The sequence below is a fragment of the Tunturiibacter empetritectus genome (genome assembly GCF_013410875.1).
Lineage (GTDB): Bacteria > Acidobacteriota > Terriglobia > Terriglobales > Acidobacteriaceae > Edaphobacter > Edaphobacter empetritectus.
This window is the reverse complement of record NZ_JACCCU010000003.1, coordinates 33,581-45,034: the sequence shown is the minus strand read 5'-3', so window position 1 is coordinate 45,034 and position 11,454 is coordinate 33,581. Positions and strand designations below refer to the sequence as shown.

Below are 11,454 nucleotides of genomic sequence, written 5' to 3'. Positions count from 1 at the left end.
TCAGAAGCTTGACTTGAATTAGCGATAAAGATGTAAATACCGGAATTGAACGCGCAACACCTTAAGGAGAGGCATATGAGAGAGATAAGTTCTTCGGACTGTCAGACAAAAATAAGAACTGCAAAAGCTGTCACAAGAGTTAACTTCGTCCCGGTTGTCCTTGCAAAAGCGTTAAGTCTTGCGAAGGGTGCGTCATTTGTACTTTTGATGCTGGCGTTGTTTGCGTTCCCTTCTGCCGCAAGCGCACAAGAACTGGCTGGAACCTTTACAGGTACAGTTACCGATACCACGGGCGCCGTAATTCCGCATGCCATCGTGACCATCACACTCAATGGAGTGGACGGCAACTCTCGCGTGGTGCAGTCGAATGACTCCGGCAACTATACCGCTACCAACCTTCCTGCCGGAACCTATACGATCAGCGTCTCGGTTTCGAGCTTCGAGAAGTTTTCGGATCGTAACGTCATCTTGAATGTGGCACAGAAACGAACCGTGAATGTCCAACTGAAAGCCGGCTCGCAGAGCCAGACCGTGACTGTGGAGGATAATCCGGTGGCGGTCGAAACGGAGAGCAGTTCCCAGGCCGGGACCATCTCCGGAACGCAGTTGCGCGAGCTAGAGCTGGTCAATCGGAATTTTCAACAGTTGGTTACGCTACAGCCAGGGGTCGTGAACCTGCTCGGCGATCAGCCTGGCTTTGGTGGGATCAACAGTACTTCTGCCGTTTCGATCAACGGCGCACGCAGTACAGCCAACAACTGGTCGGTGGACGGCGCCGATGTTAACGACAGCGGTTCAAACGCCACGCTGCTTAACATTCCCAGCGTCGATGCGATCCAGGAGTTTACGCTGGAGAGAAGCTCCTACGATGCGAGCTTTGGGCGCAGCGGCGGCGGCCAGGTCCTGGTAGCTACTCGGTCCGGTACTAGCTCGTTCCATGGCTCGGCCTACGAGTTTGTGCGCACGGCGAACACCGATGCAAACACCTACTTCAACAAAAATAACCCCGCAGCACTCCTCCCACGCGCACCCGATCACTACAATAACTTCGGTTTTACCCTGGGTGGGCCAATCTATATTCCCCACGTCTACAACACAGGCAAAACGAAGACCTTCTTTTTCTGGTCGGAGGAATGGCGTAAGATCACGAGTCCCAATGGGGAAAATGTAGCGGCGCCTACCGCGGCACAACTGGCCGGCTCGTTTTACGCTGCGAATGAGCCGAGCGCACCCGCCGGTTGCATAACTGGTTGGACGCCTAACCCGAATACGGTAGTAGGGGGCGGCACAGGCACTATCAGTCCCACCTGCTTCAGCGCAAATACCAAGGTATATCTTTCGCAAATCTTCAGTAAGAACCAAGCCAACGCCACGGCAGTCAACACCAACACCGGCTTTATCGGTGGCAGCCAGATCTCGTCTTTCTCTACGTTGAACAACTTCCGCCAAGACCTGGTTCGAGTGGACCACTATTTTAACGACAAGCTGCATTTCTTCGCTCGCGGCATGCAGGATGACGCTCCCAGCAATCAGCCTCTGGGGCTTTGGGGCGGTACCAACTACCCGGGAGTGGTGAATGTGGGCATCAATGCTCCCGGCAAGAATGTAGTGGCCAATCTTACCTGGACGATCTCTCCGAAGATGGTGAATGAGGTAGAGTTTGCCTACTCGCAGGGAACAATCAAAGGCGCGCTCTCCGGTCCAGCAAACTCATCTTCCATCCTCTCGTCGCTGACTAACAACCTGGCCAACCCAGACCCCTACGGACGCATTCCGACCGTGACTATATTGGACGGATCAGTCACAGGCGTTTCGCAGGGCAGCGCTCCATATTTCGAAAGAAACCTGGATCGCAATATCTTCGACAACTTCTCGGTGACTCTGGGGAATCACACCCTACGCGCAGGCGTAACGGCTCAGCAACTGTTGAAGACGGAGGACGCCTCTGAGGGGAATCCCAGCTTCACCTTCAATAGCTGGGGAGACTTCCTGCTGGGTAACGTGAATCAATACACGCAGGCCAATCGGGACATCGTGCCGGACCTGCGCTTCTGGAATACGGAAGCCTATGTTCAGGACGACTGGAAGGTGAGCCACAGACTAACGATGAATCTGGGCCTTCGCTGGACACGATTCCCTTCGCCTTCCGACGCGAAGAATACTCTGACCAACTTCGATCCACTGGTGTACCAGTCGACTCTGGCCCCGGCTCTCGACAACACCGGAAACTTTAAGCCTGGGCAGGCCTTCACGCCGGCGACTTACACCAATGGGTTGATCTTCCCCCAGGGCGCTGCCTGCGCAGCTGCCAAAGCCATCTCGGCGCAGGTCACCTGCTCTCCTTATGGTAGCAACGTAAACCCCAACTACAACTGGAACTTTGGACCACGTGTGGGCTTTGCCTACTCTCCTTTTGGAGACGGCAAGACCGTTTTGCGCGGCGGATTCGGTCTCTTCTTCGATCGCACGCTCAACGGCATCTGGGAGCAGAATGCATTCGGAGACCCGCCGCTGGTGCAGACGACTACAGTGGTCAACGCGTCGTTTGACAATCCGACGGGAGTTGGTTCTGCTGCGCCTCCGGCACTAGGACCGAACGCGCTGACAACAACAGGAAGCCCCGCTTTCAAGGTTCCCTCGTATTCGGATTACAACCTCTCGGTCCAACAGCAGCTGGCCCCGACAGCCACCCTTGAGATCGCGTATGTTGGCTCGCAGTCTAGACACCTACTCGGCGAACTGGATCTGAACCAGCCGACGCTCTCCACCCGCGTGGACAATCCGCTCTCACCTCTCAACAACATACGCCCCTATTTGGGCTATTCGGACTTTCACACAAGGTTGCCCATCTTCACCTCCAACTACAACTCGCTACAGGTATCGCTGAATCTTCGGACGACGCGCGACCTGACACTGGGCATCGCCTATACCTGGTCGAAGAATCTGTCAGACCAGACCAACGACCGCGGCACTGCAAACACCTATACCTATGATCCGAAGCTGGACTACGGTCCCTCTGGGCTGAATGAACCGCAGATCTTCATTGCCAACTTTGTTTACAAGGAGCCGTTCTTCCGCCAGCAGCATGGTCTTACTGGACATGTGCTTGGCGGCTGGGAGCTCTCAGGTATTACCTCCTTCAACACCGGAGTATCGACTACCGTCACTCAGGCAGTTGACCCATTCGCGGGAACCTATCCGGGCGGTCTGGGCATCTTCAGCCCGAACGCTGACATTGTGCCTCGTGCCGATCAGGTGGCTCCAGTTCACATGATCAAAACTCAGGCTCAATGGTTCTCGACCAGCTCCTTCGCTACAGCCCAGGGCCACTTCGGTACTGCTGCGCCTGGAAGTTTCCTGAGTCCAGGTACAGAAAGGATTGATTTGGGTCTGTTGAAGAACTTTAGGTTTACTGAAACTATCAATCTTCAGTTGCGCGCTGAGGCATTCAACCTCTTCAATCACACCAATTTCGGCAATACCGGCGGAGGTGTGGGTTCGACACTCAATGGCATAGATGTCGCTATTGCAGACAGCCAATTTGGACAGGCCACAAGCACTCGTATACCGCGCACCATGCAGTTCAGCGGAAAGATGTACTTCTAACAAGAACACATGGTTGTGAAGGTGGACCAGCGCGATGCTTACGTCTGGTCCACCTTTGCGAGTAGACACTGTGAGCATATGACTACAACTCCGTCTCAAACAGCCTCAGCGGTGCGGTCGCTCGACAAGAACGGATTTGTTCCCTTGTACTACCAGATTCAGCGCGCACTAATTGAGAAGATTCATTCAGGAGAGTTACGGAAGGGAGATCTTCTGGCTTCTGAGGGGGAGCTTGCGCGCGCCTACCAGGTAAGTCGGGTGACGGCGCGGCAGGCTCTGCAAGGGCTGAAGGCTAGGGGCTATGCGTTTAGCCAAAGAGGGCGTGGCACCTTTGTTACTAAGTCCAAGGTTGAGGAACAACTGTCGCAGCTCCAAGGTTTCACGGAGGAGACGATGCAGCGCGGCAGGGTGCCATCCTCGCGTGTGTTAGAGCAGAGAGTCGTTGATGCCGATAACGAATTGGCTGAGGATCTGGAAGTCCAAATCGGAGCGCCTGTGATGATACTTCGCCGCCTTCGTCTAGCCGATGGAACTCCCATGGCAGTCGAGAAGACCTACGTGTCGCTCAGGCACTTTCCGGGTATCGAACTGACTAACTTCGCTGAGCAGTCGCTCTACCATACGCTTCGTGAACAGTTTGGGGTTCGTGTGGCCTGGGCGGCCGAAGCAATCGAAGTTATGCCGGCAACATGGGAAGAGTCTGAGCTATTGGACGTTCCTGCAAACACGAGTGTGTTGTCAATCTCGAGAAACACGATTACAGCGGAGCGGATGCCGATCGAAGTGACAGTCTCACGATATCGCGGAGATCGATATCGCGCCCTGATTCGTATTCCGGCGGCGACCCTCCCCACAAGTGAGAGAATTCACGAAGAAAAATGTTTTGTGTAGGGGATATATTGCAATTAGCAACGCTCAAGGTCTTGCAAAAAGCAACCGTGCTCGTTACGATTTTCTTTGCAAATTAGCCCGAGATGGTTCAACAATGAAAAGGGTGTAATGTTTAAACCTGGTGTAGTGCGAGCCTGTTGCGCAATTTTTGTGTTCTATATAGTGTTGCCTGTTGGCGGGCAGTCAGTGCGGGCGCAGACGCCGCTTTCCATCATTCCTCTTCCTGCGGCCGCAGTCCAAAGGCCCGGGAGTTTGTCAGTCGATCATGGCCTGCAGGTTGTATTCGAGGGCTATACTGAGCCACGCCTCGAGCGAGCCCGAATACGTTTCTTCGGAACTCTATACCGTGAAATGGGGATTCCCGAACTGCCTGCCTCTCCTTTCAAGAGAGCGCAATTAGTCATTAAGACTGCCGGCCCGAGCGCACCCGTGCAGCATCTTGGTGAAGATGAGTCTTACCACTTGGAGATTACGGCAGCCGGGGCACTCCTCACAGCGCCCAATCCGCTCGGCGTGCTGCATGGACTTCAGACTTTTCTTCAACTTGTGCAGAGCACTCCTGAAGGATTTGCGGTTGCAGCAATGACAATCGATGATAGGCCACGCTTTCCCTGGCGTGGACTGATGATCGATTCAGGCCGACACTTTATGCCGCTCGATGTGATTCGACAGAATCTCGATGGTATGGAGGCGGTGAAGATGAATGTCTTCCACTGGCATCTCTCCGAAGATCAGGGATTTCGGATTGAGAGCAAGACCTTTCCTTTGCTGCAGGAAAAAGGCTCAGATGGTCTGTACTACACACAGGATCAGGTTCGAGGCATTCTCGATTACGCTCGTGATCGAGGGATTCGTGTTGTCCCGGAGTTCGACATGCCGGGTCACGCAATGTCGTGGTTTGTAGGGTATCCCGATCTGGCGAGTGGCAGCGGACCGTACAAGATCGAACGTCACTGGGGGGTCTTTGATCCGGCCATGGATCCGACCCGTGAGAGCACCTATCAGTTTCTCGACCAGTTCCTCGGGGAGATGACTGCTCTGTTTCCTGATGCCTACTTCCACATCGGCGGGGATGAGTGCAACGGGAAGGAGTGGGACGCTAGCCCGCGCATCAAGCAGTTCATGCAAACGCATCATCTCAAAGATGACGCTGCCTTACAGGCCTACTTCACAGGCAGGGTGCAGAAGCTCGTCACCAAACGCGACAAGATTACGGTGGGTTGGGACGAAGTGTTACAGCCAGACACGCCCCATGATGTCGTTATTCAGTCGTGGCGTGGCCAGGATTCGCTGGCAGAGGCTGCACGGAGGGGCTATCGCGGGATTTTGTCAGCAGGCTACTACGTTGACCTGAATCAATCGGCAGCCGATCATTATGCAGTGGATCCTCTGGTGAACGGCACGGCCGCACTATCCCCAGCGCAGACAGCCAACATCCTCGGTGGTGAGGCGACCATGTGGACGGAGTATGCCACACCTGAGATCGTAAACGGCCGCATCTGGCCGCGGACCGCCGCCGTCGCGGAACGGCTTTGGTCGGCTCAGAGTGTGAAAGATGTCGACTCCATGTACCAACGTCTCGATACGCTTTCACAAAAGCTTTCGTATTACGGTTTGCCATACCAAAGCGTCAGTGAGCAGATGTTACGGCGTCTGAGTGGCTACTCCGATCCAGTGGCTCTGCAGGTACTTGCGAGCGTGGTTCAGCCACCCAGGGATTACGCTCGAGAGGAGCTGAAGTCTTATGATGTGTTCTCTCCTCTGAATCGACTCGTCGATACGGTTCCCCCCGAAAGCGACACGGCACGGAGGTTCAACGAGGTTGCTGCGCGAATCGCAACAGGAAAAGCGGCGCCTGGAGATTGGGAGAAGGCGCGTCAATGGCTGCTGTTGTGGCGAGATAATGATGCAACTCTCCAGCCCTCGTTAGTGAGATCTGCGTTGACCGTCGAGTTAGTACCGATGTCCCACAATCTCTCTAAGGCGGCCACAACCGGTCTAATCGCCCTCGATGCCTTGCAAAACAGCACGCCGGTAGATGCCGAAACGCGGAAGAGGCAATTGTCCGAACTCAAGGAGTTTGAGAAACCAGAGGCCGTCCTGTTGAACAGGATCGTCCCCGGGGTAGAAGTGTTGGTACAGGCAACCAAGATTCAATAGATATGTGTTTTGAGGACCACCACCTGATCCTCTCGTTTCCTAGTTATCGATTTGCCTAAAAAGGGCGCCAATATTGAGGTCATCTGCCTAGTGAAACGATGCCGTTGCGTGTCAGGCTTCAGCGAGAGAAAATCTGAGAGGATGTGAGGAGAGATATCTATTGAGTTACAGGTTAGCCATCTGGTTGGCGTTGGTGCTGGTTACCTGGAATCCACCCATATACTCACAGAGCGATTCGACGCAGGCAGCGGTCCCACACGATCAACCACAGAGCGCGACTGATTCCGAAGCTACCTTGATTGCCTTATCGAAGGCCCACCCAACGAATGCCGAGCCGCTTGCCCAACTGGGTCTTCTTGAAGCCCGTCAGGGCCATTACCCGCAGGCGATTGTCTACTATCGGAAGGCCATGGCGTTGAAACCCGCGATGCCCGGCCTGCGTTTGAACCTTGGTCTGGCATTCTTCAAGGATGGTCAATACAAACAGGCGATTCAAACCTTCACTCCACTGCTCAGATTACAGTCGCAATCCACATCCGAGATGCAGCGTCTGAATGTGTTGGTCGGAATGTCGCACTATGGCTTGGGCGAGTATCAGGCTGCAGTCCCATACCTTAAACAAGTTGCGGACCGCGACGGGCAGAATCTTTCCTTGCTCTTGACCTTAGCGCATAGCTGCCTGTTATCGAAGCAGTATCAATGCGTTCTGGATACCTACCATCGGATGGTTGCGCAGAATGCTGAGTCCGCCGAGGCCGACATTTTGGTTGGAGAAGCGCTGGATGAGATGAAAGATACAGCCGGAGCGACGCGGGAGTTTCGCGCTGCGGTTCAGGTCAATCCGAAGGAACCTAACGCGCACTTCGGACTGGGGTACTTGTTGTGGACGCAACGGCAGTACCAGGAAGCTTCCCGGGAGTTTCAGGCCGAGCTCGAGAATACACCGGATTACACCCAGGCAATGGTCTACCTGGCAGACGCAGAGATTCAGATGAACCGGAATGAAGACGCCCGGTCCTTATTGGAAAAGGTGGTGAAGGTCGACCCCGCAATTTTTATGGGGCATCTCGATCTGGGCATTGTCTACGCCGAGGCCAACCGCGAAGAGGACGCGCTGCGAGAGTTCAAAGCGGCTGCCGCACTCAAACCGGACGATGTGAATGTCCACATGCGGTTGGGGCGGCTGTACCGCTCGATGGGGAAGGCCGGTGAAGCGAAGAACGAATTTGACAAAGCTCGTAACCAGAACAGAACCGCCCACGACGCGTTAATTACGGTGATGTCCAGCGCTTCCGAAAAATACAACAAGGCTCCGGCGAAGTCACCTGCCAGATAAGAAACAGAGAACGGTATGCAATAGAGATGGGGCTCTTGTGCCCTTTTCAGACTGGAAGGGGCGTCTCTGATGAAGGAGTTGTTTGGGGAGTTTGGTAGGCACGAGCGGATTCGAACCGCTGACCTCTACCGTGTCAAGATCTCAATGTAACGCAACTTATTGAAACCAGTTGGCACAGACCGCACTCTACGCCACTGATTACACCGAAAAACGCTGCTATTGGACCCTTATTGGACCCCCGTTTGGCTTCTACCCTTCATGGGTAAAATAGCCGAACCAATCGAACCGCCGATGCCGGCCTTTTCAGGGCCACCTTCCAATTATGCCAAGCGGTTTAGAATGAGAGTAAGTAACTAAACCAAAAGAGTTTAGACTGAGACCAATTTAGGATGACTTAGGGCTATCTGGGATGTTTTCGGTTCGTCGATGTACGCTAATGGTACGTTGTCATCCAGAGTCTTCCCGTCGCGATGGTCGAGCTTTGAAATGCATTAGCTTAGACGCACACTAGATTACCGGAGCAGATGGGACATGCCTCACCGCAGCGTGTTCTGCTCCTCACGATAGCTTTTGCATTTCTAATCGTGGGTATTATTGGCAAATAGGCATCTTTGACTTCTTCCTTGATGGCGGCTTTTGCTGGAGACGATGTGTTGTCCGGGAGAAAGTCTAGCTTGAAACGTTGGCCGTTCCAGATGACGGCTCGAACGATTCCGTTCGAGCCGATTTTCATGTCTAGCGAAGAGTCGAGATTCGCGACACCCGCTTGATGCCTGGCGAGGGTGGCTTGATCACTGCTAGCTGGAAAGTGCGACGAACGACAAACCCCACCTGCCGATAAATGCGAACCGCTCCCGTGTTTGCCTCAAGGGAGGTTAGAAACGGAGTGCGGCCTTCGGCGCGAATGTTCCGCGTGACTGCGGCAACAAGCGCTTGGGCACATCCGCGGCCGCAGAAACTAGAGTGAGTGCAGACGGCGCTGACTTCCGCGAAGCCGGTTGGGGATAATCGTTGTCCAGCCATCGCAGCGAGACGACCGTCGACCCGAATTCCTAAGAATCCTCCGAGCTTGGCGGTATCGTGGCGAAACGGTCCCGGCTCAGTGAGGTCTGCTAGAGCAACCATCTCGGGGATATCAGCCGCCTCCATCAAGACAATTGTGTCGTCGAGAGGAGGTTGTTCCGGAATCGACGGGCAGACCATCTGAACGAGTGTTCCACCGCGGAGAAGCTGCCAGCCTGCAGGAATTTCGGGTTGGTCTTCGAGAAAGAGAACGGCAACGTCTCCCTCCGGGACAATAGCGGCCAGGTCCGCATATGCAGCCGGTGTTGGTTCCTGGAAAGCCGAGAGTGGGCCTACCTCGGCAGGATAACGGCGGGCGAGGCCCTGTCCAATATGGGACCCTACAGCGAGATGGGCGTGACTCGTGGTGAGCGAATTCCAAATCGGATTATCGAGCAGCGCGTCGCCAAAGGGGTGTAAGGCTGAATCGCTCATGGTCGTTTTGTTGATAGGGTTGATGGGGTGTTGTATCGACAACGAGAGCTCGTTTCATGTCGCAGATCATTTCGGGAGAGTTGGGAAAAGCGAGGGCACCATTTGACTCGCGAACTCTTTGAAGACACGCACTTGACGCGGGATGTACCTGTTGCCAAGATGGACAAGCCAAAGGTCGAGCGTCCGGAAATGCCATTTCGGCATGACCTCTACCAGCCTCCCTTCGCGGAGCAATTGAGGGCACTACCAAGATTTTTGAGTCTTTCCATTGCAGGCTATGGCGGAGCTGCCGATGCAAAGCTGACAAAAACGCGTTCCTTGGGACTCATCTTTTCTCCGGTCACCTATGTGCCAATCGGCATCGCTAATGTCAGTGATCAAGGGCTCGAAAGCCCTCAGCAGACATCAATGGAGTCAATCCCGCCAAATTGCCTAAGTCCGGGTCTGTGCCTGAATCGAGTAGGGCCTTCAACGCTGCCCGAAATTGCAGGAAAGCCAGATGCTCTTTCAGGAACCCGCAGTTAGATCGTTCGGCTTTATTGATGAAGACCCGGCTAAGGCCGCTCCGTTACGTTAGGGTCCGGGCCTCAGTATCAAGCCGAACACATCAGACAGGATTCGGTACGGCTTCGTTTCAGCTCGTTAAATCAAAGACTATCAAGCCTGGGGCGAGCGCACTTAGTTCGCCGAGTTGCAATGAGGTAAGACTGGTGAGGTTTTTCACTGTGATCTTGGCCTTCCCGGAACTCGCAGCTGTTGTAATGTCTCGAAGTTGATTGAAGGTCAGGGTTGACGCATCGAGCGTCAGGCCGCCTCCTGTATCTGCTATCTGCTTCGCCGCGCTGCTCACTTTGAAGCCATGCTGCTCCAGAATCATGCTAAGACTGTATCGAATGGTGTTGTCGTCATCGACCAGGAGCACCTTCGCGTTCGCCATGAGAGTTCTCCCTCGGCGGGCTAAAGGTGCGATCCGCCTTGTCGTGACGAGAGTATACGCTTATGTCATATACCAGACAGAGCTGTTTAGACCTGAAAAATGTCCTGCCCTGAACTGACGCTTCTAGAGTGCAAAGTCACCGTGGTGGATCTCAACGCATGACACAGGACATTGTTCTGAGAATAGGGCGCTCTACTCAGCCGCGAAGGTGTTGTAGCCGAGCCTCTTGAGACAGCGAATATGGTGCCGGGCGCGCTCCTCGTTCCGGCTGACTGCTCAGAACGGGGTTTACTGGGATGGAAGAGTTTTCCTCGACCATCGTGCTTCATGAGAATCGAACTCCGCGCCCCAGGACCAAAACAAAGAATGTCCTCATTCGCTACATGCCACAGTTTTGCCATCCATCGTTGAACAGGGCCATCTCGCCAGTCTGCAAACTTCGCCCGATCTCACTGCGTCGCTAGAATTTCTTCTTTGGTAAGCGGGTCGCCAGAAGCGACCGCTCAAAGTCTGCCTTCCTCTGCTGAAGGGTCTGAGGCGGATCGTCTTGCGGCGAGGTCCCAGGACAGATCCATTGTGCCCGCTGGCGTGTACGCTGCCATACGGGTTGACGGTCCTGGAGAGAACAGGGGCGAGTCTCGCATTAGGAATCCTGAGTGCGATATATTTTGCAAAAGGATTGGGAGGCAGGTTCAATGAAGATAGGGTATGCGAGGGTCTCGACCGAAGATCAACGGCTGTCTTCCGGGAAAAAGTCTCCGGGGCGTACCGAGACCGCCCGGAGTTGAACCGAATGCTCGATCAGCTCCGCGAGGGCGACATCGTCACTGTCTGGAAGCCTCGCTCCACCCGCAATCTGCTGGAAATCGTCGAGACGATCAATCAGGTCGGCGCCCGCTTTCAATCTATTTCGGAACCCTGGGCCGACACCACCACCCACGCCGGCAAGATGATCATGACCATCTTTGCTGGTATCGCCGATCTGAACGTGATCTGATCCGCGAACGCACCGGACCGGACGGGCGGA

The 11,454-nt window shown here is 54.5% G+C and carries 8 protein-coding genes; 6 read left to right on the top strand and 2 right to left on the bottom strand.

Annotated elements, in window-relative coordinates; all coding sequences use genetic code 11:
* Positions 1–75 precede the first annotated feature (75 nt).
* The 4 genes from HDF08_RS17975 to HDF08_RS17960 all read left to right on the top strand — a co-directional run bounded on the left by HDF08_RS17975 (position 76) and on the right by HDF08_RS17960 (position 7,993).
* On the top strand, positions 76–3,606 hold the full coding sequence (locus HDF08_RS17975; RefSeq protein WP_179640074.1) for an outer membrane beta-barrel protein: 3,531 nt from the start codon (positions 76–78) through the stop codon (positions 3,604–3,606).
* A 9-nt stretch (positions 3,607–3,615) separates the two neighbouring features.
* Positions 3,616–4,497, top strand: coding sequence for a GntR family transcriptional regulator (locus HDF08_RS17970; RefSeq protein WP_257031259.1), 882 nt, complete (start codon positions 3,616–3,618; stop codon positions 4,495–4,497).
* A gap of 108 nt (positions 4,498–4,605) precedes the next feature.
* On the top strand, positions 4,606–6,657 hold the full coding sequence (locus HDF08_RS17965) for a beta-N-acetylhexosaminidase (RefSeq protein WP_179640072.1): 2,052 nt from the start codon (positions 4,606–4,608) through the stop codon (positions 6,655–6,657).
* 160 nt (positions 6,658–6,817) lie between these two features.
* On the top strand, positions 6,818–7,993 hold the full coding sequence (locus tag HDF08_RS17960; protein ID WP_179640071.1) for a tetratricopeptide repeat protein: 1,176 nt from the start codon (positions 6,818–6,820) through the stop codon (positions 7,991–7,993).
* Positions 7,994–8,728: 735 nt separating this feature from the next.
* On the opposite strand, the gene HDF08_RS17955 is transcribed toward HDF08_RS17960, so the two are convergent.
* On the bottom strand, positions 8,729–9,490 hold the full coding sequence (locus HDF08_RS17955) for a GNAT family N-acetyltransferase (protein ID WP_179640070.1): 762 nt from the start codon (positions 9,488–9,490) through the stop codon (positions 8,729–8,731).
* 102 nt (positions 9,491–9,592) lie between these two features.
* On the opposite strand from HDF08_RS17955, the gene HDF08_RS17950 reads away from it, so the two are divergent.
* Positions 9,593–10,015 (top strand): hypothetical protein, encoded by a 423-nt coding sequence (locus tag HDF08_RS17950; RefSeq protein WP_179640069.1) that lies wholly within the window; start codon positions 9,593–9,595, stop codon positions 10,013–10,015.
* A gap of 109 nt (positions 10,016–10,124) precedes the next feature.
* On the opposite strand, the gene HDF08_RS17945 is transcribed toward HDF08_RS17950, so the two are convergent.
* The gene (locus HDF08_RS17945) at positions 10,125–10,427 is read right to left on the bottom strand and encodes a hypothetical protein (RefSeq protein WP_179640068.1); all 303 of its coding nucleotides are present in this window, start codon (positions 10,425–10,427) and stop codon (positions 10,125–10,127) included.
* Between the two features lie 547 nt (positions 10,428–10,974).
* On the opposite strand from HDF08_RS17945, the gene HDF08_RS22335 reads away from it, so the two are divergent.
* Positions 10,975–11,424, top strand: coding sequence for a recombinase family protein (locus tag HDF08_RS22335; RefSeq protein WP_306459727.1), 450 nt, complete (start codon positions 10,975–10,977; stop codon positions 11,422–11,424).
* Positions 11,425–11,454: the final 30 nt, after the last annotated feature.